Below are 20,435 nucleotides of genomic sequence, written 5' to 3'. Positions count from 1 at the left end.
TTGAAATGCGCACCCCGTCTCGCTGCACCGCCTTTCGGCGGCTTGCATGGATGACCCAAACCGGGCTCGGGACCCGGGGGAGACATTGAGGCGGACGAACCACCCGGCACGCATCACCCTGTCATCAGCCGCACGTTACGGCTTCAACACAGGGCGCCGGCTCCCACTTGCCCGCGACCGTCTCGCGAAACACTCCGGCGGTGGAAACAGGAGCCATTATGCAGCGAGATTTCAGGGCGGGGATGGACGGGGATTAAATTTCATGACCGCAAGGAAAGGCATACTTGTGTCTGGCCTGAGGAAGGTCGCCTTGTGTGACGCCTTCGTTGACCATGCGGCTACGCCGTCCTGCTCCGTCATCCTCGGGCTTGACCCGAGGATCCACGCTCCAGATATCGGAGAATGGTGTCTGTGGCGATTGCATCTGGATCCTCGGGTCAAGCCCGAGGATGACGGAGGAGAAGCCGAGGATGACCGAGGAGAATATGTGCCCCGCAAATCATACAGAAAACCGAGGCAACAGCCGTCAGAGGGCGGACCGCCCCCTCTGACGGCTGAATTTCAGGCGCGCAAAACGCCGCCCGTGCTCTTCGTCACATTGGCGATGATCTTGCCAGTGAGGGCTTCGAAATCCTCGTCGGTCAGCGTGCGCTCCGCTGGCTGGATGACGACCTCGATCGCCACCGACTTCTTGCCTTCGCCGAGCGAGGCGCCTTCAAAGACATCGAAGACGTTGACGCCGGTCACCAGCTTGCGGTCGGCGCTCGATGCGGCCTTGAGGATGGTACCGGCCTCGACGGTCTTGTCGACCACGAAGGCGAAGTCGCGCCTGACGGCCTGGAAGGGCGAGAGCTCCAGCGCCGGCTTGGTGCGGGTGGCCTTCTTCTTCGGCTCGGGCATGGCATCGACATAGACTTCGAAGCCGCAGAGCGCGCCGGAGACATCAAGCTCCGCGAGCACCTTCGGATGAAACTCGCCGAAAGTGCCGAGCACGATCTTCGGACCGAGCTTGATCGTGCCGGAACGGCCCGGATGATACCAGGAGGGGCCGCCGGCTTCGAACTGGACATTGCCCATCGGCACGCCGCAGGCTTCGAGAACGGCAATCGCGTCGGCCTTGGCGTCGAAGACATCGACCGGCTTGCCGCCGCCCTTTGCGGCATTCGACCAGGACCGACCGGCGCCGGCAAGCGACGCCGTGCCGCGGCGGATGCCGCCGGCAACGCGGCGCTGGCCGGCCGGCGTGTCGTTTTCATAGGTGCCGGAAACCTCGAAAATCGCCACGTCGCCAAAGCCCTTGTCGGCATTGCGCTGGGCGGCCGTTAGCAGGCCCGGCAGCAGCGACGGCCGCATGTCGGACATGTCGGCGGCGATCGGGTTTGCCAGCGACAGGCTCGGTGCCCCGCCGCCGAAAAGCTCGGCCTGCGCCTTGGAAATGAACGACCAGGTGACCGCTTCCAGCATGCCGCGCGCGGCAAGCGACCGCTTGGCAAGCCGGGTGCGGATCTGCAAGGTCGTCAGGATCTTGCCGTTGACGGAACCAAGGCTCTCGATCGGCTCCGGCTTGATGTTGTCGACGCCGTGGATGCGCATGACTTCTTCGACGAGGTCCGCCTTGCCATCGACATCCGGCCGCCAGGAGGGAACGGAAACCGAGACACGCTCACCGGATCCCTCGACACCGAAGCCGAGACCCATGAGGATCGCGACGCTTTCTTCGGGACTGACCTCGAGGCCCGTCAGGCGCTTGACTTCGGAGAGCGGGAAATCAACGACCTTTGGAGCATAGCCGGCATAACCAACCACGTCGGTCTTCGTCGCCGTGCCGCCGCACATGTCGAAAACCAGCTGCGTCGCGCGCTCAAGGCCCGGAACCATGTATTCCGGATCGACGCCGCGCTCGAAGCGGTAGCGTGCATCGCTGATGATGCCGAGCGTGCGGCCGGTCTTGGCGATGTTCATCGGGTCCCAGAGCGCCGATTCGATCAGCACGTCGGTCGTGTTTTCGTCGCAGCCGGAATGTTCGCCGCCCATGATGCCGCCGATCGATTCGATGCCGTCTTCATCGGCAATGATGACGTTCGAAGGCGAGAGCGCATATTCGCGGGTGTCGAGCGCCAGAACCTTCTCGCCTTCCCTGGCGCGGCGAACGGTGAGGTTGCCCGTGACCTTGGCGGCGTCGAAGACGTGCAGCGGCCGGCCCTGGTCGAAGGTCATGTAGTTGGTGACGTCGACCAGCGCATTGATGGGCCTGAGGCCGATGGCGATGAGCCGCTGCTGCATCCATTTCGGGCTCGGGCCGTTCCTGACGCCGCGCACGAGGCGCAGCGCAAAACCGGGGCAGAGGTGTGTGTCTTCGCCGAGGTCGAGCTTGACCTTGGTCGTCGTTTGGCCCTCAACCGCGAACGTCGGTTGCGGTGCCGCCTTCAGCGTGCCGAGGCCGGAGGCAGCCAGATCGCGGGCAATGCCGTGGACGCTGGTGCAGTCCGGACGGTTGGGCGTCAGGTTGATTTCGATCAGCGGATCGTCGAGCCCGGCATAGGCGGCAAAGCTCGTGCCGACCGGCGCCTCTTCGGGCAGGTCGATGATGCCGTCGTGGCTGTCGGAGATCTGCATCTCTTTTTCGGAACACATCATGCCGCGGCTTTCGACGCCACGGATATTGCCGACCGACAGCGTCACATCGATGCCGGGAACATAGGTCCCCGGCGCCGCAAAAGCGCCGACGAGGCCGGCGCGCGCATTCGGCGCGCCGCAGACGACCTGGACTGGCGCGCCTGCGCCGGTATCGACCATCAGCACCTTGAGCTTATCGGCCTGCGGATGTTTTTCAGCCGAGACGACCTTGGCGATGACGAAGGGCTTGAAGGCGGCCTTGTCGTCAACGTCCTCGACCTCGAGCCCGATCGCCGTCAGGCGCTCGCAGATCTGTTCAAGGGTCGCATCCGTTTCGAGGTGGTCTTTTAGCCAGGAGAGGGTGAATTTCATGATTTTCGGTCTCTGAATGGTAGGCACGTGGCCAAAGCACGGTGACTGGTTGTGTCGAGTTTTTGAAGCGCATCCACAACCAGTTTTGCTTGTGCAATCAGCTCCTCAACTTCCTCTATCGCAAAAATCTTCATGTCGGGCGGCGAATAATCAGCACGGTGCCGTTCATTTTGAAGTCTTACTATAATAGGCCCGATCCTCTTGATCTCCGGGTGATCTTTAAGTGGTGCCTGAGCAAAGGCGTTCCGCAGAGGCCCATGATCTAACGCGCGATAAACGCGTGAATACTCTTCTTCGGTCCGACGCACGTTCGGAAGAAGAGTCTCCGTACAAATTTTTGCCAGCGCATGGAATACCGCATAGTAAGCAGTGCTAACTGCTCTTCTCCTGTAAGCGGCGCTGCGAGGCTTTGTTTCCATCAAAGTATCTGCTGCGGTCAGCAGGCGATCGACCATGGACGCGGAAGGCATGAATTACTCCATGTCCTCTTCGTTTTCACCTGTGGCTTCCTGACCGGGACTTGGCACATTTGTGCTTAAGAAGATCAAGCGCTCCTCGCCCTTTGATCGCAACGTGGAGTGAAGAACGTCCAACGCATCAACGAGCTTATCCACCGGTACCTTTTCCCCGACATCAACGGTGATCCGAAAAACAGAGGCCCCGTCGAATGTCTCGTCTTCACGCACATTTACGGTTCTGAAATCGTAGGCGCTGAACTGCTTCTTCAGCAAGGGCGAAGTCAACTCCTTTACCTCGTCAGCATTCAGATACTTGGCATGAACGTTCATCATGTCCATTCTCCTTCGATCTACTGGATCATACGCACTCGTGAAACCTTAGACAATCACGCGCTCAACCCACCAAACAGCGTCGGCATGTCGAGCGGGCGGAAGCCGTAATGGCTCATCCAGCGCATGTCGGCGTCGAAGAAGTTGCGCAAGTCCGGCATGCCGTATTTCAGCATGGCGATGCGGTCGAGGCCCATGCCCCAGGCAAAACCCTGGTAGACGTCCGGATCGAGACCGCCGGCGCGCAGGACGTTCGGATGCACCATGCCGCAGCCGAGGATTTCCATCCAGTCGGTGCCTTCGCCGAACTTGACGATCGGGCCGGAGGAACGGTCGCACTGGATGTCCACCTCGAAAGACGGCTCGGTAAAGGGGAAGAAGGACGGGCGGAAGCGCATCGTCACATCGTCCACCTCGAAGAAGGCCTTGCAGAACTCCTCGAGAATCCAGCGCATGTTGGCGACGTTCGACTTGGTGTCGACGACGAGGCCTTCGACCTGGTGGAACATCGGCGAATGCGTCGCGTCCGAATCCTGCCGGTAGGTCTTGCCGGGGATGATGATGCGGATCGGCGGCTTCTGGGCCTCCATCGTGCGCACCTGCACCGGCGAGGTGTGGGTGCGCAGCACCTTGCGCTCGCCGTTTTCGTCCGGATTGAAGAAGAACGTGTCGTGCATCTCGCGCGCCGGGTGGCCTTCGGGGAAGTTCAGCGCGGTGAAGTTATAATAGTCGGTCTCGATATCCGGACCTTCGGCGATCGAGAAGCCCATGTCGGCGAAGATCGCGGTGATCTCGTCGATGATCTGGCTGATCGGATGGATACGGCCGCGCTCGGCAGGCGACGAGCGCACTGGCAGGCTGATATCGACGGTCTCGCGCGCAAGCCGTTCGGCGATCGCCGCATCCTTCAGCGCCGACTTGCGCGCCGTGATCGCCTCGAAGACGTCGCTCTTCAGCGCGTTGATCGCAGCACCCCGCGTCTGGCGCTCTTCCGGCGACATGGTACCGAGCGTCTTCAGGAGCTCGGAGATCGAGCCCTTCTTGCCGAGCGCGTTGACGCGCACGGCTTCGATGGCCGCCTCGTCATCCGCCCCGGTCACCTCGGTCAGCAGCTTCTCTTTCAGTGCTTGCAGATCGGACATGGTTCATTTCCCGTGATCGGTCAAAGAAAAACCCGCGCCAGCCGTACCAGCGCGGGTTTCCCAATTAAAATAGCAAAGGCCTGGGAAGCGCTGGGTCTTAACGAACCGCGCTTTCAAACTCGTTGGTGGTGCCTGCGTCCTTGAGGTATTCAAGCGCCTTCTTGGCGGCAGCGACGAGCGCGCCGAATGCTTCCGTCTCATGGATTGCCATGTCGGACAGAACCTTGCGGTCGACTTCGATGCCAGCCTTTGAGAGGCCGTCGATGAAGCGGCCGTAGGTCAGGCCATGTTCACGGACGGCAGCGTTGATGCGTTGGATCCAGAGAGCGCGGAAATTGCGCTTGTTGACCTTGCGGTCGCGGTAAGCGAACTGCTTTGAACGATCCACGGCTGCCTTGGCGGCGCGGATGGTGTTCTTGCGGCGGCCGTAGAAGCCCTTGGCTGCCTTGAGTGTCTTCTTGTGCTTGGCGTGAGCTGCTACGCCGCGTTTTACACGTGCCATGTCATGATCTCCTTAAAAATCCAAAAGTGCCAGACGTCTTAGAGACCGTTGGGCAGGTAGTTCTTGATGACCTTCTTGCCATCAGGCTCTGCAAGCACCATGGTGCCACGCGCATCGCGAATGAACTTGTTGGACCGCTTGATCATGCCATGGCGCTTGCCTGCGGCAGCTGCCATGACCTTGCCGGTTGCGGTGATCTTGAACCGCTTCTTGGCAGAGGATTTCGTCTTCATCTTGGGCATTTTGCTACTCCATTTTTCTTGATTTCGAGATCGACTGACGAGGTCGTCTCCAGCGTAAAGAACGGCCACGGCATGCCCTGCCGGACCGTTCGGACGGGGGCTTGTAACCGAAGCGCCCGCAAAGTGCAATGGGATTGAGGCAAACGGGCCGATATTTCCGCATTGCCGGCATTAGATATGAAAAAGCCGCCTGCTTGGCGGCTCTCTTCAGGATCGGACCTGAAAACGCGGCGCTTACTTCGGCGCCAGCACCATCATCATCTGACGGCCTTCGAGCTTCGGCTCGGCTTCGACCTTGGCGATCGTCACGGTGTCTTCCTTGACCTGGAGCAGAAGCTTCATGCCCAGTTCCTGGTGCGCCATTTCGCGGCCGCGGAACTTCAGGGTTACCTTGACCTTGTCGCCGTCCTCGAAGAAGCGGTTCATCGCCTTCATCTTCACGTCGTAATCGTGCGTGTCGATGTTCGGACGCATCTTGATCTCCTTGATCTCGATGATCTTCTGCTTCTTGCGCGCTTCGGCCGCCTTTTTCTGCGTCGAGTATTTCAGCTTGCCCAGATCAAGGATCTTGCACACAGGCGGTTCAGCGTTCGGTGAAATCTCCACGAGGTCAAGGCCGGCCTCCTCTGCCATGCGCAATGCCTGATCTGTGGGGATGCTGCCGTGGTTGACACCTTCGGCGTCGATGAGCTGAACCCGGGGAACCCGGATTTCCTTGTTAGAGCGGGGCCCGTCTTTTGTCGGGGCGTCCGTTTTGAACGGTCTGCGAATGGTCGTACTCTCCTCGAGCTGTTACGAATGGAATGCCTGACGGTAGCGCGATTTCCCGACAAAATGCCGTTCAACTGCCGCTGGACCGTCATGTGGAAATTGCTGCGGGAAAGTCAATACCACAGCTTTTTGCGGAAATCACCACCTGTCAGGCGTTCGGAGAATCTGTTTTAGAAAGAAAAACAGCAAGAAACATTCAAACAGAGGTAAAAGCGCCAATGTCGTTGCCAGCTTCAACTGCAGAGCCAGAGTATCTCGATGTCGGAACCGGCAGCGAATCGCGCCGTATTGCCATGCGTATTTTGCCTGCTGCGAAGAACTCGTCGCTGCCGGCATTTGTCTGGCTCGGCGGATACCGGTCTGACATGGCCGGCACCAAGGCGGTCGAGCTCGAACGCCACGCCGAAAAGACCGGTGCCGCCTGCATACGCTTCGACTATTCCGGCCACGGCCTCTCCGGCGGCGCCTTTGCCGAGGGCACGATTTCCCGGTGGCTGGAAGAAAGCCTCGCGGTTGTCAATCACGCCGATCCCCAACGCATGGTTCTCATCGGTTCGTCGATGGGCGGCTGGATCGCGCTCCGGCTTATCGCCGAACTGCGCGCGCGGGGCGAGGGCGGCCGGATCGCCGGTCTGGTGCTGATCGCGCCGGCGCCGGATTTCACCAGCGAGCTCATCGAGCCGAACCTGACGGATGCCGAGCGCGCATCCCTTGCCGAGCGCGGCTATTTCGAGGAGCCGACGCCCTATGGCCCGGACCCGAACATCTATACCGCGCGACTGATCGAGGACGGACGCGAAAACCGCGTGCTCCAGGGCGTCATCGAGACCGGATGTCCCGTGCATATCCTGCAGGGCATGCGGGATCCGGATGTGCCCTATGGCCATGCGCTGAAGCTGATGGAGCATCTGCCGTCCGACGATGTCGTCATGACGTTGATCCGCGACGGGGATCACCGCCTGTCGCGCCCCGAGGATATCGAGCGCATGCTGGCCGCCGTCGATGGCATGATAACAGCCTGAAAACGCGCGATAAATCAGCCGCAATGCCTGTTTGCCGCGCATTTTAACCATATCCGGCGATCCCCAATTCTGCAGATTGACTTCGTTTCGGGCGCACTGTTAACTCTTTGTTAACGATTAGAGCAGCTCGCGGCGGGGATCGATCGCGAAAGCTGGCGTCAGATTTTCAGCTTTCGCGGGGATTCTTCAGGATTGTTTCGGGAGAAAACCGCGCCACAGGGGACGTGTATGGCGCAGTTGACTGGGGTTAGGAAAATGGTCGTGGCAATCACGGCTGTTTTCGCATCGGCAGGCGCGGCAATTCCGGCGCCGAACGCGACAGCACTCTCGATGCAGACGGGCGCCATCACCTCGCAGCCGATCGGCCATTACGAGTTCTGCCAGTCCCATCACTCCGAATGCGAAATCAAGTCCAAGTCGTCGACCGCGCCGCGCGTCACCAACTTCGGCTGGTCGGTCATTCGCGAGGTCAATCTCGCCGCCAACCGCGAAATCAGGCCGATGACCGATATGGATCTGTTCGGCAAGGACGAGGTTTGGACCTATCCCGATGCCTCAGGCGATTGCGAAGATTTCGTGCTTTTGAAGCGCAAGAAGCTGATGCAGAAGGGCTTCTCGCCGTCCGACCTCCTGATCACCGTCGTCCGCAAGCCGGATGGCGAGGGCCATGCGGTTCTGACCGTGCGCACAGCCCAGGGCGATTTCATCCTCGACAATCTCGAAAACGAGGTGAAGCTCTGGACGAAGACGCCCTACCGCTTTTTGAAGCGCCAGGCCTCCTTCAACACCGGCCGCTGGGTCACCATCGAAAACGGCGCCGAAGTGCTGGTCGGTTCCGTCGGCAACTGACGGTTTGAATTTCCAGTTCAAACGAAGGGGCGCTGGCCCAGGCGCTCCTTTGTTTATGGCTCGGCGTCACGCATTGCCGATAATCACCCCCGCCGCCAGCACGAGGCTGCCGCCAACCACGACCTGAAGGGCAGCGCGCAGAAACGGGGTTTCCATATACTTGTTCTGGATGAAGGCGATCGCCCAGAGTTCGAAGAAGACGATGATCCCGGCCATGATCGTCGCTGTCCAGAAATGCGGAATGAGATAGGGCAGGGCGTGTCCAAGCCCGCCGAGCGCCGTCATGATGCCGCAGGAAAGGCCGCGCTTGATCGGCGAGCCGCGCCCCGAAAGCTTGCCGTCATCATGCGCCGCCTCGGTGAAGCCCATCGATATGCCGGCGCCGACGGAGGCCGAAAGGCCGACTAGGAAGGTCTGCCAAGTGTCCTGCGTGGCAAAGGCGGCGGCGAAGATCGGCGCGAGCGTCGAGACCGAACCGTCCATCAGCCCGGCAAGGCCCGGCTGTACATAGGTGAGCAGGAACTGGCGATACGCCGTGTCGTCCTCCTTCTTGCGGACGCCTTGCGGCACATGCTTTTCGGCCAGCATGCGCGCCACGTCCTCATGGCCCTGTTCGGCCAGCGCCAGTTCGCCCAGCAATTGCCTGGTCGAGGCGTCCGAGGTGTTCTTTGCGGCCTCCACGTAGAAATTATAGGCCTGCGTCTCCATCGCTTCCGCCTCGCGGCGCATGGCGTCGAGCGACAGGTTCTGGCGCAGCCAGTCCGGACGGCGCGTCAGGAAGCCGTTGACATGTTCGCGCCGAATCAGCGGAATCTGCTCGCCGAAGCGGCGGCGGTGCATGTCGATCAGCATGTTCTTGTGGGTGTTTTCCACCTCGGCCATATCCTCGAAAACCTTGGCCGAATCCGGGTACCTATCCTTCAGTATCTGCCCATAGGCCTGGTAGATGCGCCCGTCGTCCTCTTCCGAGGATATTGCGAGCGCCAGAACCTCCTGTTCAGAAAGCGATGAAAGGGGCCGTTTGGACCCGGAAAACAGACGTGAGAACATGACGCGAAGTACCTAGTTTAGAATAGTTCTAAAAATAAGGAGGCATCATGAAAAGGTCAAGCCGAAACACGCCAGGAGACTCGACAGCAAGCCGGATAAATTCCACCATAATCAGACGATGAACCGCTTTCCCGAAAGCTGCGTCCCCGCATGAATCCGCTACTGTCCAGCAAGGATACGCTTCTCGACCGCATCGGCATGGCGCTGGCCGAAAGGCTGACGTCAAAGACCTCGGGCTATGAGCCCTATACGCCGTCCGATCCGGAGACGCTCGCCCGCACGCTCCGGCCCGGCGACATTCTGCTGATCGAGGGCAATCAGAAAGTCTCGGCGGCGATCAAGTATCTGACCCAGTCGACCTGGTCGCACGCCGCTTTCTTCGCCGGCGACGAAATCCCGCTGACGCTCGACGAGGCGACGCTTCCGGTCATCGATCGTCCGCAACTGATCGAGGTCAATCTCGGCAAGGGCTGTGTCGCGGTGCCGCTCCGCAAATATTCCACCTACAACACCCGCATCTGCCGGCCGATCGGGCTGACGCCGGAAGACAGGGACGCGGTCGTGTCCTTCATGATCTCGCGGCTCGGCCTGAAATACGACATGAAGAACATCCTCGACATGCTGCGTTATTTCATGCCGGCACCGCCGGTGCCGGTGCGCTGGCGCCGCCGCATGCTGGCCTTCGGATCAGGCGATCCGACGCGCGCTATCTGCTCGACGCTGATTGCCGAGGCTTTCGAGCGGATCCGCTATCCGATCCTGCCCGACATCACCCGCGCGCCCGGCCGGGCAGCGGCGACGTCGCATTATTCGCGCGCCGAAATCCTGCATATCCGCCATCATTCGCTCTATACGCCGCGCGATTTCGACCTTTCTCCCTATTTCGCGATCGTCAAGCCGACGCTCGAATACGGCTTCGACTACAAACGGCTGCAATGGGAGGCCAAGGATGATGGGCCACTCATAGAGAAATATTGAGCGTCTGCTCGCGGACGATATAGGCCTTCTGCCGGTCGGTGATGTAGTCGCGCACGATCGGCGCGGCATCGCGCGAGCGGGAAAGCTGCATGTGGAAGACCAGCTGGCTGCCGGTGCGGAACATCATCTCGGCACTGATCAGGTAGAATTCCCACATGCGGGCAAAGCGCTCGTCATACATCTCGATGACCTTGTCGCGGTTCTTCTCGAAGCGCTCGCCCCAATGCCTGAGCGTCGTCGCATAGTGGATGCGCAGGAATTCGAGATCGGTCACCCACAGGCTGTTCTTCTCCACCACCTTGAACACCTCCGACAGGGCCGGAGAATAAGCACCCGGAAAAATGTATTTGCGCAGCCAGGCGCTTGCCATGCCGGGAGGGCTCATGTGGCCGATTGAATGCAGCACCGCCAGCCCGTCATCCGGCATCAGCGCATTCAGCTTCTTGAAGAACTCCTCATAGTGATGCACCCCGACATGTTCGAACATGCCAACGGAAACGATGCGGTCAAAGGCCTCGTCGACATCGCGATAGTCGCGCAGTTCGAAGCGCACCCGCCCTTCCAGCCCGGCATCCTTCGCCCGCTGTGTCGCCAGCGCCTGCTGTTCCTTCGACAGCGTGACGCCGAGAACCTCGACGTCTTCGAGCTTAGCGAGATAGAGCGCCAGATCGCCCCAGCCGCAGCCGATGTCGAGCACCTTCATGCCGGGGCGCAGGCAGAGCTTGGCGGCAAGCAACCGAAGCTTGTTGCGCTGCGCCTGCTCCAGCGTTTCCTGCGGCTCGCGAAAATAGGCGCAGGAATAGAGCATGTGCTCGTCAAGGAAGAGTTTGTAGAAATCATTGCCGAGATCATAGTGGTGGGCGACGTTGCGCTGCGCCTCGCCCTTGACATTGGATTGCTGGCGCTTGCGAAAGCGCATCTTGATGGCGCGCAGTGCCTTCTGGATCGGGTAGGAACCGAGCGACAGCCGGTTGATCGAAAACAGCGTCAGGAAATCGCGCAGCGTCGAGCCGTCCTCGAAGCGCAGCGTCCCGTCCATATAGGCCTCGCCAGCGGCAAGCTCGGAATTGAAGACAAGGGTGCGGTAAAGTTTCGGATCCGTCAGCCGCATGGTCACTTCGGGACCAGGCTCGCCCGAGAAGACATGCGGCCTGCCCTCGGCGTCGATGACCGTCAGCCGGCCCTTGCGGATGAAGGATTTCATCATATGCGACAGTGGAAACATGCACACCTCGGTGGATAAAGCGGCTCTCGCGGAGCCACACTCTATCACCGGGTTTTCAAAATGCGCGGCATTATTTCGTGAAAATTCAACGGCTGGTGGCGGTCGCTCCGGCGCTTGCCGCAACGACCAATACGGTGCCGGCGATCTGCAGCGCCGTCATCGGCTGGCTGAGCACGGCAAAGCCCGCAATGGCGCCGATCGCAGGCTCCAGACTCATCAGAATACCAAAGGACGAGGTGCTCATTCGGCGCAGTGCAATCATTTCCAGCGCATAGGGGATCAGCGGCACGAGAAGCGCGAGGCCCGCAATGGCGACGACGCCTTCGGCCGTCATGCGCGAGACTTCCAAAAGTCCGAAGGGCGTCGCGACGACCGCAGCCACGATCAGCGACATCGAGAGGCCTTGAAGGCCTTCGAACGCGCTTCCCGCCTTCTTCATCAGGACGATGTAAAGTCCCCAGCCGGTCGCAGCGCCAAAGGCAAAGAGAATGCCCGTCGGATCGCCGATCCAGCCATGTCCGTCATGGGCGAGCAAAAGCACGCCGGCCCCAGCGATCAGCGGCCAGGCAAGCCGCCAGCCCAGGCCGAAGGCAAAGGTTGCAACGGCAAGGGGGCCGAGAAAGTCGATGGCGACGGCAAGGCCGAGCGGAATGCGCTCGATCGCCGCGAAGAAACACAGCGTCATGCCGGCCATCGAGGCCCCGAGCAGCCCGGCCGTCTGCCACTGCGCCCGCGAATAACGCAGGATCGGCGGCCGGACGACGATGGCCAGCAGAGCGGCAGCCCAGATCAGTCGAAGCCAGGTGGTGCCGAACGGACCATAGGCGGCGATCGCGGATGCCGAAAACGCCGAGCCGAACTGCACGCTCGACATCGACAGAAGGCACATCAGGCCGCCGGTCAGGGCGGCTCCCGTCCCTGTCGTCAGCGGCACCGCCACCGGGATCGCCGTGTCGTTTCCATAGGCCGGTGTCGCTGTCCGTTGATCCAAGTCCTTGTCCTCCAGGTTGCTGCCGATCGCTTGCGTAGGCTCTACTAAAGGTGGGCGTGCCGGACAAATTCATAGTTGTGGAGCTAAGAATCAGGGCATTTGATGCTGGCCTCTGATGGCTGGAACATAATCGCTTCTGGATCGTTATCGTCGCAGGCAAATGCAATCTTCAAGCGAGGAAACCCACATGGATGTCAACGGTGTAGGATGGATCGCAGCCATCATCATCGGCGGTTTTGCCGGGTGGTTGGCGGAACAGTTCATGAAATCCGAAATGGGCATGTTCGTGAACATCATTCTCGGCATCGTCGGCGCCATTGTCCTCAACGCCATTCTTGCGATTGCGGGAATAGGTTTCACCGGCTGGCTCGCCTATCTGGTTATCGGCTTCATCGGCGCATGCCTGCTGATCGCGGTCGGACGCGCCGTGCGAAGGTAGCAATCGGTCCTGAAGGAGAAAGACGATGCTGACATTCGCAGCCGAGGGCAGCGGCCAGGGCAAGCTGGAAATCAACGGCCATTGCGAGCCGGTTTCCTACGAGTTGATCGTGGCGCGCGAAGACGATGACACCAGCCAGGTCCACATTCGCTTGAATGCTCCGCGTGACTGGTTGCTGAAGCAGGGTTTCAAGGGGGACGCGGTTCTGGTGCGCAGCAATGGATCACGCATCGCCGTGCGGCGCGAAGGCGTTCTGGATGTTCATTGCAGTGTTTGCGTGACCCTCGAGGCCTACGACGATACCCTGAGCGACACTGGCGAGGTCTCCGAAGCCTATCCGGAACTGAAACACTGATTTCCGGATTGCGGCGGAAACGGAAACGGGCGCGGTACGAGGCCGCGCCCGTTTCTATATCTGTTCGTAAAGGTTCAGTCCTTGGCGCGCTCGACGTAGGAAGCGTCTTCCGTCAAGATGACGACGCGGGTGCCGACGCCGATATGCGGCGGAACCATGGTGCGAACGCCATTCGACAGGATCGCCGGCTTGTAGGACGAGGACGCCGTCTGGCCCTTGACGACCGGCTCGGTCTCGACGATTTCGAGCGTCATGCGGGTCGGAAGTTCCAGGGCAAGTGCCATGCCTTCGAACATCTTCAGCTGGACGACCATGCCTTCCTGCAGGTAGGCCTTGTCGTCGCCGACGACGTCAGGCTTGACAGCAACCTGATCATAGGTTTCCGGGTTCATGAAATGGAAGCCTTCGCCGTCTTCATAGAGGAAGGTGTGCTCGCGGTCCTCGACGAAGGCGCGCTCCACCTGCTCGGTCGTGCGCCAGCGCTCGGAGACCTTTACGCCGTCCGAAATGCGTCGCATATCGACCTGGGTGACCGGTGTGCCCTTGCCGGGATGAAAGTTCTGGGCGGTAAGAACGGCGTAAAGCTTGCCGTCCACTTCGAGAACATTGCCCTTGCGGACTGAAGAGGCGATTACCTTGACCATAAGTCTTCCTTGTAACTGAGCTTGATGCGTCGTAGAGGAGCGCACGAAATATGCGCGTCAAAGACGCCAGAATGCGTTTTCGGGCCGCACCTATCCTATATTTGCGCAAATTGCCAGTGTGGCCGCAGGGTCTGCCCGAAGAAACCGCAGAATTGCGCGACGCATCGACTGCCCGAGAAATCTGGATACAGGACCCTCATGCCCGCTGCCTCTCCCTGGTGGACCCCCGATGTCCATGCCGATCGCCGAGGTTTCCTCATCGGCCGCAACCGGATTCAGGCCGCCCTTCGCACGTTCTTCGCCGCGCAGGATTTCATCGAAGTCGACACCGCCACGCTGCAGGTCTCGCCGGGCAACGAGGCGCATCTTCACGCCTTTGCAACGCAGGCTATCAATCACGACGGCAGCCGGGTGCCGCTCTATCTTCACACTTCGCCGGAGTTCGCCTGCAAGAAACTTTTGGCCGCCGGTGAGGAACGCATCGCCTGTTTCGCCCATGTCTATCGCAATCGCGAGCGCGGGCCGCTGCACCATCCGGAATTCACCATGCTAGAATGGTACCGGGCTGGCGACACCTATGAAGCACTGATGCGCGATTGCGCTGATATCCTTAGCCTTGCCGCCGAAACCGCAGGCACCAGGCAACTCGTCTATCGTGGCGCGCAGGCCGATCCTTTCCTGGAACCAGAACGCATCACGGTTGCACAAGCCTTCGAGCGTTTCGCGGGGATCGATCTGCTCGCCTCCATCGACCGCAAGGGCGAAACAGACCGCGATCGCCTTGCCGAAGGGCTTCGAACCGCCGGCATGCGCGTCGCCGAAGACGATACCTGGGCGGATCTTTTCAGCCGGGTGATCGTCGAGAAAGTCGAGCCCAATCTCGGTTTCGGCCGCGCGACGATCCTCTACGAATATCCAGCGGCCGAAGCCGCCCTCGCCCGCCCAACGCCGCACGATCCGCGCGTGGCGGAACGGTTCGAACTTTATGCGTGCGGCGTCGAGCTCGCCAACGCCTTCGGTGAACTGACGGACGCTGCCGAGCAGCGCCGCCGCTTCGAAATGGAGATGAGAGAGAAGCGCCGCGTCTACGGCGAAACCTATCCGCTGGACGAGGATTTCCTCAAGGCGCTTGAAATCATGCCGGAAGCAAGCGGCAGTGCGCTCGGTTTCGACCGGCTGGTGATGCTGGCGACAGGGGCATCGCGCATCGATCAGGTCATCTGGGCGCCGGTGGCCGAAACCAGCGATCATCAGCGAAAGGATGGGCCGTGAGAGCGATGCGTGCCTTGAAAAGCATCGATGATCTGGAAGAGGCCGGACTGGCGGCCGCTGCCCGGCACGCTGAGTTGTCGGATGTTGCCGCCCGCTATGCGATCGCGATCACGCCTGCCATGGCGGCGCTGATCGACCCAGCCGATCCGAATGATCCGATTGCCCGCCAGTTCGTTCCCGACGCGGCCGAGCTTGTCCGCTTGCCGGAAGAGCGCGAGGATCCGATCGGCGACGGCGCGCACAGTCCGGTCGAAGGCATCGTCCATCGTTATCCGGATCGTGTGCTCCTGAAGGCCGTGCACGTCTGCCCGGTCTATTGCCGCTTCTGCTTCCGCCGCGAAATGGTCGGGCCGCAGGGGCTGGGCACGCTTGCATCGCAGGCGATGGACAAGGCTTTCGCCTATATCGCCGATCATCCGGAAATCTGGGAGGTGATCCTGACCGGCGGCGATCCGCTGGTGCTGTCGCCGCGCCGGCTGGCTTCGATCATGGAACGGCTGGCAGCGATCGATCACGTAAAGATCGTTCGTTTCCACACCCGCGTGCCGGTCGTCGAGGCCGAGCGCGTGGATGAGGCCCTGATCGCGGCCCTGAAATCCAGCGGCAAGACCACCTATCTGGCGCTGCATGCCAACCATCCACGCGAACTGACGACGGATGCGCGTGCCGCCTGCGCCAGGCTCGTCGATGCCGGCATCGTCATGGTGAGCCAGTCGGTGCTGTTGAAAGGCGTCAACGACGATCCGGATACGCTCGCGGCGTTGATGCGGGCTTTCGTCGAAAACCGCATCAAGCCCTATTACCTGCACCATCCCGATCTCGCGCCGGGCACCAGCCATTTCCGCCTGACGATCGAGGAGGGACAGGCGCTGGTGGCATCCTTGCGCGGCCGCGTCTCCGGGCTCTGCCAGCCGACCTATATCCTCGATATCCCCGGTGGCCATGGCAAGACGGTCGTCAGTGCCTCGACGATCGAGGACAATGGTGGCGGCTGTTATACGGTCTCGGATTTCCATGGCGAGACGCATGCCTATCCGCCCGTGGTCACCGTGAAAGACTAGAGTCGAATTTTCCCGAACAGGGCGCTGAGTTCGGACTGCCGGCTGGTTCCGGTTTTCTGGAATATCGAGCGGATATGGCTTCTGACTGTTTCGTAGCCGGTCGCGTGCCGGGCGGCGATATTGACGGCGCTCAGACCACTGGCGACGAGAAGCGATATCCTCGCCTCGGCGGGCGTCAGGTCAAACAGCGCCATCAGCGTTTCCGGCTTCAGCCGCATGTCCTCGTCCGGATCCTCGATCAGGGCGACGGCGCAGGAATGTGAAAACACGTCGGCGAGGTGTGGGCCGAACCGTTCGAAACGAACGATCAGCGGCCGTTTTCCGGGACGCGAGAGACGGACCGCAGACAATGCCTCGGCGGAGTGTCCGGTTGCCTGTATCGCGATTTTGAGTTCGCGGTTGAAGCGGGCGGTTTCGCTGGCAAAGCAGGCACGCACGCCGCCTCTCGAAATTCGCAATCCCCCTTTGAACAGGGCGTCCGCTTTCGGGTTGGTCAGTGTGACGAGGCCTTTCCGGTTAAAGAAGATGCAGGCAATGTTCGATGTCTCGAAGGCGGCCGCCATGCCCATGACCTTGCTGGCGTCGATATGTTTGGCGAGTTGCATGGCTGTCAGGAGCCGCGTTCGGATCGCATGGAAATGCGGCATGTCTTCGGGAGGCGGAGACGCTTCCGTTGCCCTGTTTTGCAGGACGAAATACAGCTCTTCCGTGCCTGAAGAGATATTCATGAGTACGGAATCGCCTACCCCGTATTTTCTCAGAGTCGGTCCGGAAAGTTATTCATTTTGAACAGAGCCTTCGCAGCATGAGGCGGATAGACGCCAGCTTGAGGAAGGCGAGCGCGTTGCGCGACAGATTTTCGAAATCCTTGGCCAGCCTGCGGCATCGACCCAGCCATGCGAACGTCCGTTCGACCACCCAGCGCCTCGGCAGAACCTCAAAACCCTTGGCGGTGTCGGAGCGCTTGACGATCGCGGTCGCAAGTCCTGGCATTGCCTTCTTTTGTCCCTTGGCGAAGACAGGCCCCTGATAGCCACCATCGGCGAACAGTTTCTTCAAGAACGGATAGCGCCCGAACAGCGTCTTCAGAACCAGCACGCCACCGTCGCGGTCCTGGATGTCGGCCGGATGAACCAGCGCATGCAGCAGAAGGCCTACCGTATCGACAAGGATATGGCGTTTCTTGCCTTTGATCTTTTTCCCCGCATCATACCCGCCCGGGTCAATGCAGCGCCCCCTTTTTCAGCGCCTTTGACGCTCTGGCTGTCCATGATTGCCGCCGTCGGACTGGCCTCGCGGCCCATCGCCTCACGGCATTTCACGTAGAGTTCCTCATGAATGCGGCCGAGCGTGCCGTCCCAGTTCCACAGGTCGAAATAGCTGAACAGCGTGCTCTTCGGCGGCAGGTCCTTCGGCACTGCCCGCCATTGGCAACCCGTGCTGAGAACATAAAGCAGGCCGTTGAGAACCTCCCGGACATCGACCTCACGCCTGCGACCGCCGTGCTTGGCAGGCGGAATCAAGGGTTCAGCCAGCGCCCATTCCGCATCCGTCAAATCGCTCGGATAGCGCAGACAATCTCGATTGTATTTCCCTCGGTTAGCCTTCGTCCACATCGCGTCCATGCCCTCATCGAATCAATTCAACTGCATGGAATCACAAACGATTCATATCATTCAACTTCTTTATGGACCGACACTCAGGAATTTGTAGTATTCGTGCTGATCGAATTGTTGCTTGGAGATGAAATTCGTTTCAAGCACGACACCCGATCGGTGAAGTGGCGGCAGAAGTTGGGCGCGGAAATCCCTCGTGTTCCATTCTTCACGAATATAGCCCTCGAGAAGGTCACCGAGATTTTCGGTGCACAATGCCGCGCCAAAGGCGCCGCGGCCGGCCGGTTCCATGATGTTGGCGCCCAACGCGCCCGTCGCTCTGCTGATGGCCTCGACCGCCGGCAGCCACAGCGGCGGCTCGAAAACCGCAGCCTGGACTTGATCGAGGGCCTGGGCGAGTGGTCCGGCGTTCACGCGCATTCGTATCTGCTCACGTTCGCAATAACCGAGTTTAAGTTTGGATTGCCCCACGCGTCAATGGTGTGCGGATGGGCTTTCGCTCGCGATCGAGGTTCGATTTTGGAGCGATGTCGCGTTTGGTCCGAACTGCAGGCACAAAAAAGCCGGCCACCTCGCAGTGGCCGGCTTTCTGCAATCCATAAGTTGCGTCAGCTTTCCTTGATCGGCGCGATCGAGATTTCGACGCGGCGGTTCTGTGCCCGTCCGGCTTCGCTCGCATTGGAAGCGACCGGCCGGTCGGGGCCATAGCCCACCGCCGACATGCGGCGCTGGTCGACGCCGCGCGAACCGAGATAGTTGGCGACCGAAATGGCGCGGCGCTCGGAAAGGCCCTGGTTGTGACTGGCGCTGCCGGTCGAATCCGTATGGCCATCGACGTCGATCAGCGTCTTGTTGAACTTGCGCAAGACGATCGCGACCGAGTCCAGCGTCGAATAGAAGCCGGGATTTACCTGGTCCTGGTCGGTCGCAAAGGTGATGTTCGATGGCATGTTGAGGATGATGCGGTCGCCGGCGCGGGTGACCGAAACCCCGGTGCCCTGCAGCTGCGCGCGCAGTTCGGATTCCTGGCTGTCCATGTAGTTGCCGATCAGGCCGCCGCCGAGCGCACCGATGCCGGCGCCAACCAGGGCCGCGTCACGGCGGCCGGCGGCACTTCCACCGACCAGAAGACCGGTCGCGGCACCGAGGCCCGCGCCGATCAGCGCGCCGCCGGCGGTGTTCGACATCTTCTGCTGGCCCGTATACGGGTCCGTGGTGGTGCAACCGGAAAGATAGACGGCGGCGATAGTCAGTACGGCAAATTTCTTGATCATGGAATCAGGGGTCCCCAATGGTGCTGTTCTGCTTCATACTACCGATTGCGGCAGGAAGATGAAGAGCAGTTGCCATTTAAGGATCAAGCAGCCAAATCGGTTGTATAACGCGCGGGAAAGCCGCTGACAGCGCTCCCGCGCCTTTGGTCGCTATTCGGTCAGGTTGATCTCTTCCGTGCTGCCGCCCTGACAGGTGTAGCAGCAATCGGTGCAGGTCTCGGCATTTTCAGGGCCGGTGCCCCAATAGGTCGTCTTGTCGCCGGAAACCCAGGCGCCGTAGCAGATCTTCTCGCCTTCGTCGCAAGCGAGCGGGATCTGCTTGGTTTCGCCGTCGTCGAGCAGATAGACCTGATTGTTGCCCGGCCAGACGTGATCGCGGTCCTGGCTGTAAAGCTCGACTTCGACGGCGTTCGGATGGCTGTTCATCATCTGGAAGGTCACGTCGGCAGCGGAGGCGGCAGAGACGCCGCTCAAAAGCACGAGTACGGAAAGCGCGGCCAGACCCGCGCGTTGACGAATGGTTTTCATGGATCCCCTCTCAATTGTCGGCCGTGCGGCCAGGTTTCAGCTAACATGAATATAAAAACCACGGAACGGCTGGCTGAGCCAAACGGAGCGAATTTCTCCACCCATTTTTGGGGACAAGGATAGGTGGAATTGGCGGCATGGTTTCGCTCTGACGGTGTCGCGTCAAACCGTGGCCAAAGACTTGTAGAAAAACGTCGATCCGCAATAGCTGCCATCGGGCATCAGGGCATATTGCGGAATGACGCCGACACGCTGCCAGCCGAATTTTTCATAGATCGATTCGGCCGGGCTTCCGGTTGCCGTGTCGAGCACGAGCACATGCCGCCCGTGTTTCGCCGCCTCGCTTTCGGCCGCAGTCATCAGCAGCCGCGAGAGCCCAAGGCCGCGCGCCCGGTGATGAACGAGCAGCTTCTTCAGGTCGGCGCGATGCGGCTGGTTCGGCATCATGCCGATGCCGAGCTGGACCGTGCCGAGAATATCGCCATCCTTTTCAGCCACGATCAGGATCGTGTGTCCCTCGCTTACCCCGCGGGCAACGCCTTCCCAATAGGGCATGGCATCCGCAGGCGTGTGCGGCGACATGAAGCCGACGGACGCGCCGCCTTCGACGCAGTCCGAGAGGATCTCCGCCAGCGCCGGCAGGGCGGCGGCGGTTTCGGAAGGGGCAAGGGTACGGATGGTAACCTGAGACATCGGGA

At 60.6% G+C, this 20,435-nt stretch carries 24 protein-coding genes; 7 read left to right on the top strand and 17 right to left on the bottom strand.

Going from position 1 to position 20,435, the window contains the following annotated elements:
- Positions 1-561 precede the first annotated feature (561 nt).
- The 7 genes from pheT to infC form a co-directional block, all read right to left on the bottom strand.
- On the bottom strand, positions 562-2,988 hold the full coding sequence (gene pheT, locus ACSQ3F_RS05555; RefSeq protein ID WP_436099306.1) for a phenylalanine--tRNA ligase subunit beta: 2,427 nt from the start codon (positions 2,986-2,988) through the stop codon (positions 562-564).
- Positions 2,985-3,458, bottom strand: coding sequence for a hypothetical protein (locus tag ACSQ3F_RS05550; RefSeq protein ID WP_436099305.1), 474 nt, complete (start codon positions 3,456-3,458; stop codon positions 2,985-2,987). The genes pheT and ACSQ3F_RS05550 overlap by 4 nt, the downstream gene beginning before the upstream one ends.
- Before the next feature lie 3 nt (positions 3,459-3,461).
- Positions 3,462-3,779 (bottom strand): hypothetical protein, encoded by a 318-nt coding sequence (locus ACSQ3F_RS05545; protein WP_436099304.1) that lies wholly within the window; start codon positions 3,777-3,779, stop codon positions 3,462-3,464.
- Positions 3,780-3,832: 53 nt separating this feature from the next.
- Positions 3,833-4,918 carry a phenylalanine--tRNA ligase subunit alpha gene (gene pheS, locus ACSQ3F_RS05540; protein ID WP_436099303.1) on the bottom strand — a complete coding sequence of 362 codons (1,086 nt, stop codon included), beginning with the start codon at positions 4,916-4,918 and terminating at the stop codon, positions 3,833-3,835.
- Between the two features lie 97 nt (positions 4,919-5,015).
- Positions 5,016-5,420 (bottom strand): 50S ribosomal protein L20, encoded by a 405-nt coding sequence (rplT, locus tag ACSQ3F_RS05535; protein WP_349436690.1) that lies wholly within the window; start codon positions 5,418-5,420, stop codon positions 5,016-5,018.
- A gap of 38 nt (positions 5,421-5,458) precedes the next feature.
- Positions 5,459-5,662, bottom strand: coding sequence for a 50S ribosomal protein L35 (rpmI, locus tag ACSQ3F_RS05530; protein WP_018323613.1), 204 nt, complete (start codon positions 5,660-5,662; stop codon positions 5,459-5,461).
- A 234-nt stretch (positions 5,663-5,896) separates the two neighbouring features.
- Entirely contained in the window at positions 5,897-6,433 is a 537-nt protein-coding gene (gene infC / locus ACSQ3F_RS05525; RefSeq protein WP_436102047.1) for a translation initiation factor IF-3, read from the bottom strand.
- Positions 6,434-6,651: 218 nt separating this feature from the next.
- Here infC and ACSQ3F_RS05520 point away from each other — a divergent pair, with 218 nt between their 5' ends.
- Together ACSQ3F_RS05520 and ACSQ3F_RS05515 are read left to right on the top strand one after the other, a co-directional pair.
- Positions 6,652-7,455: an alpha/beta hydrolase gene (locus ACSQ3F_RS05520; protein WP_436099302.1), complete on the top strand. Its 804-nt coding sequence runs from the start codon at positions 6,652-6,654 to the stop codon at positions 7,453-7,455.
- A 228-nt stretch (positions 7,456-7,683) separates the two neighbouring features.
- Positions 7,684-8,304, top strand: coding sequence for a transglutaminase-like cysteine peptidase (locus tag ACSQ3F_RS05515; RefSeq protein WP_436099301.1), 621 nt, complete (start codon positions 7,684-7,686; stop codon positions 8,302-8,304).
- 66 nt (positions 8,305-8,370) lie between these two features.
- On the opposite strand, the gene mbfA is transcribed toward ACSQ3F_RS05515, so the two are convergent.
- The gene (gene mbfA, locus ACSQ3F_RS05510; RefSeq protein ID WP_436099300.1) at positions 8,371-9,354 is read right to left on the bottom strand and encodes an iron exporter MbfA; all 984 of its coding nucleotides are present in this window, start codon (positions 9,352-9,354) and stop codon (positions 8,371-8,373) included.
- Positions 9,355-9,504: 150 nt separating this feature from the next.
- Here mbfA and ACSQ3F_RS05505 point away from each other — a divergent pair, with 150 nt between their 5' ends.
- Complete coding sequence (locus tag ACSQ3F_RS05505; RefSeq protein WP_436099299.1) at positions 9,505-10,332, top strand: lipo-like protein; 828 nt, start codon at positions 9,505-9,507, stop codon at positions 10,330-10,332.
- On the opposite strand, the gene ACSQ3F_RS05500 is transcribed toward ACSQ3F_RS05505, so the two are convergent.
- A complete protein-coding gene (locus ACSQ3F_RS05500) occupies positions 10,316-11,557 on the bottom strand; it encodes a class I SAM-dependent methyltransferase (protein WP_436099298.1) in 1,242 nt (413 codons plus the stop codon). The genes ACSQ3F_RS05505 and ACSQ3F_RS05500 overlap by 17 nt on opposite strands.
- Positions 11,558-11,642: 85 nt before the next feature.
- Positions 11,643-12,548 (bottom strand): EamA family transporter, encoded by a 906-nt coding sequence (locus ACSQ3F_RS05495; protein WP_436099297.1) that lies wholly within the window; start codon positions 12,546-12,548, stop codon positions 11,643-11,645.
- A 187-nt stretch (positions 12,549-12,735) separates the two neighbouring features.
- Between ACSQ3F_RS05495 and ACSQ3F_RS05490 the strand changes: the two genes are divergently transcribed.
- Positions 12,736-12,987, top strand: a complete 252-nt coding sequence (locus ACSQ3F_RS05490; RefSeq protein WP_436099296.1) for a GlsB/YeaQ/YmgE family stress response membrane protein — start codon at positions 12,736-12,738, stop codon at positions 12,985-12,987.
- 25 nt (positions 12,988-13,012) lie between these two features.
- Positions 13,013-13,342, top strand: coding sequence for a hypothetical protein (locus tag ACSQ3F_RS05485; RefSeq protein ID WP_436099295.1), 330 nt, complete (start codon positions 13,013-13,015; stop codon positions 13,340-13,342).
- A gap of 74 nt (positions 13,343-13,416) precedes the next feature.
- On the opposite strand, the gene efp is transcribed toward ACSQ3F_RS05485, so the two are convergent.
- Positions 13,417-13,986, bottom strand: a complete 570-nt coding sequence (gene efp, locus ACSQ3F_RS05480) for an elongation factor P (RefSeq protein ID WP_436099294.1) — start codon at positions 13,984-13,986, stop codon at positions 13,417-13,419.
- A 198-nt stretch (positions 13,987-14,184) separates the two neighbouring features.
- On the opposite strand from efp, the gene epmA reads away from it, so the two are divergent.
- The gene (gene epmA / locus ACSQ3F_RS05475) at positions 14,185-15,258 is read left to right on the top strand and encodes an EF-P lysine aminoacylase EpmA (RefSeq protein WP_436099293.1); all 1,074 of its coding nucleotides are present in this window, start codon (positions 14,185-14,187) and stop codon (positions 15,256-15,258) included.
- Entirely contained in the window at positions 15,255-16,319 is a 1,065-nt protein-coding gene (locus ACSQ3F_RS05470) for a lysine-2,3-aminomutase-like protein (RefSeq protein ID WP_436099292.1), read from the top strand. The genes epmA and ACSQ3F_RS05470 overlap by 4 nt, the downstream gene beginning before the upstream one ends.
- Here ACSQ3F_RS05470 and ACSQ3F_RS05465 read toward each other — a convergent pair.
- The 6 genes from ACSQ3F_RS05465 to ACSQ3F_RS05440 all read right to left on the bottom strand — a co-directional run bounded on the left by ACSQ3F_RS05465 (position 16,316) and on the right by ACSQ3F_RS05440 (position 20,430).
- Positions 16,316-17,047 carry a helix-turn-helix transcriptional regulator gene (locus tag ACSQ3F_RS05465; RefSeq protein ID WP_436099291.1) on the bottom strand — a complete coding sequence of 244 codons (732 nt, stop codon included), beginning with the start codon at positions 17,045-17,047 and terminating at the stop codon, positions 16,316-16,318. The genes ACSQ3F_RS05470 and ACSQ3F_RS05465 overlap by 4 nt on opposite strands.
- Before the next feature lie 52 nt (positions 17,048-17,099).
- A protein-coding gene (locus ACSQ3F_RS05460) for an IS5 family transposase (protein ID WP_436101997.1) occupies positions 17,100-17,935 on the bottom strand; the annotation gives its coding sequence in 2 pieces (ribosomal slippage) (positions 17,100-17,524 and positions 17,524-17,935; 837 coding nt in all).
- 69 nt (positions 17,936-18,004) lie between these two features.
- The gene (locus tag ACSQ3F_RS05455; protein ID WP_436099290.1) at positions 18,005-18,355 is read right to left on the bottom strand and encodes a hypothetical protein; all 351 of its coding nucleotides are present in this window, start codon (positions 18,353-18,355) and stop codon (positions 18,005-18,007) included.
- A 188-nt stretch (positions 18,356-18,543) separates the two neighbouring features.
- The gene (locus tag ACSQ3F_RS05450) at positions 18,544-19,209 is read right to left on the bottom strand and encodes an OmpA family protein (RefSeq protein ID WP_436099289.1); all 666 of its coding nucleotides are present in this window, start codon (positions 19,207-19,209) and stop codon (positions 18,544-18,546) included.
- 150 nt (positions 19,210-19,359) lie between these two features.
- Entirely contained in the window at positions 19,360-19,737 is a 378-nt protein-coding gene (locus tag ACSQ3F_RS05445; protein WP_436099288.1) for a hypothetical protein, read from the bottom strand.
- Positions 19,738-19,899: 162 nt separating this feature from the next.
- The gene (locus ACSQ3F_RS05440) at positions 19,900-20,430 is read right to left on the bottom strand and encodes an N-acetyltransferase family protein (protein ID WP_436099287.1); all 531 of its coding nucleotides are present in this window, start codon (positions 20,428-20,430) and stop codon (positions 19,900-19,902) included.
- Positions 20,431-20,435 lie beyond the last annotated feature (5 nt).

Origin of the sequence: Pararhizobium sp. LjRoot238 (genome assembly GCF_964252955.1) — a bacterium.
Taxonomy (GTDB): Bacteria; Pseudomonadota; Alphaproteobacteria; order Rhizobiales; family Rhizobiaceae; genus Pararhizobium.
This window is presented reverse-complemented; position numbering and strand designations above follow the sequence as displayed.

What these genes read in the sequence shown, in the direction of transcription:
- ACSQ3F_RS05465 (WP_436099291.1), bottom strand. Translation starts at nt 17,047, where the DNA reads ATGAATATCTCTTCAGGCACGGAAGAGCTGTATTTCGTCCTGCAAAAC.
- ACSQ3F_RS05455 (WP_436099290.1), bottom strand. Translation starts at nt 18,355, where the DNA reads ATGCGCGTGAACGCCGGACCACTCGCCCAGGCCCTCGATCAAGTCCAG.
- ACSQ3F_RS05500 (WP_436099298.1), bottom strand. Translation starts at nt 11,557, where the DNA reads ATGTTTCCACTGTCGCATATGATGAAATCCTTCATCCGCAAGGGCCGG.
- ACSQ3F_RS05505 (WP_436099299.1), top strand. Translation starts at nt 9,505, where the DNA reads ATGAATCCGCTACTGTCCAGCAAGGATACGCTTCTCGACCGCATCGGC.
- ACSQ3F_RS05545 (WP_436099304.1), bottom strand. Translation starts at nt 3,779, where the DNA reads ATGATGAACGTTCATGCCAAGTATCTGAATGCTGACGAGGTAAAGGAG.
- rplT (WP_349436690.1), bottom strand. Translation starts at nt 5,420, where the DNA reads ATGGCACGTGTAAAACGCGGCGTAGCAGCTCACGCCAAGCACAAGAAG.
- ACSQ3F_RS05445 (WP_436099288.1), bottom strand. Translation starts at nt 19,737, where the DNA reads ATGAAAACCATTCGTCAACGCGCGGGTCTGGCCGCGCTTTCCGTACTC.
- pheS (WP_436099303.1), bottom strand. Translation starts at nt 4,918, where the DNA reads ATGTCCGATCTGCAAGCACTGAAAGAGAAGCTGCTGACCGAGGTGACC.
- mbfA (WP_436099300.1), bottom strand. Translation starts at nt 9,354, where the DNA reads ATGTTCTCACGTCTGTTTTCCGGGTCCAAACGGCCCCTTTCATCGCTT.
- ACSQ3F_RS05550 (WP_436099305.1), bottom strand. Translation starts at nt 3,458, where the DNA reads ATGCCTTCCGCGTCCATGGTCGATCGCCTGCTGACCGCAGCAGATACT.
- epmA (WP_436099293.1), top strand. Translation starts at nt 14,185, where the DNA reads ATGCCCGCTGCCTCTCCCTGGTGGACCCCCGATGTCCATGCCGATCGC.
- ACSQ3F_RS05515 (WP_436099301.1), top strand. Translation starts at nt 7,684, where the DNA reads ATGGCGCAGTTGACTGGGGTTAGGAAAATGGTCGTGGCAATCACGGCT.
- efp (WP_436099294.1), bottom strand. Translation starts at nt 13,986, where the DNA reads ATGGTCAAGGTAATCGCCTCTTCAGTCCGCAAGGGCAATGTTCTCGAA.
- rpmI (WP_018323613.1), bottom strand. Translation starts at nt 5,662, where the DNA reads ATGCCCAAGATGAAGACGAAATCCTCTGCCAAGAAGCGGTTCAAGATC.
- ACSQ3F_RS05490 (WP_436099296.1), top strand. Translation starts at nt 12,736, where the DNA reads ATGGATGTCAACGGTGTAGGATGGATCGCAGCCATCATCATCGGCGGT.
- ACSQ3F_RS05485 (WP_436099295.1), top strand. Translation starts at nt 13,013, where the DNA reads ATGCTGACATTCGCAGCCGAGGGCAGCGGCCAGGGCAAGCTGGAAATC.
- ACSQ3F_RS05520 (WP_436099302.1), top strand. Translation starts at nt 6,652, where the DNA reads ATGTCGTTGCCAGCTTCAACTGCAGAGCCAGAGTATCTCGATGTCGGA.
- ACSQ3F_RS05450 (WP_436099289.1), bottom strand. Translation starts at nt 19,209, where the DNA reads ATGATCAAGAAATTTGCCGTACTGACTATCGCCGCCGTCTATCTTTCC.
- pheT (WP_436099306.1), bottom strand. Translation starts at nt 2,988, where the DNA reads ATGAAATTCACCCTCTCCTGGCTAAAAGACCACCTCGAAACGGATGCG.
- ACSQ3F_RS05440 (WP_436099287.1), bottom strand. Translation starts at nt 20,430, where the DNA reads ATGTCTCAGGTTACCATCCGTACCCTTGCCCCTTCCGAAACCGCCGCC.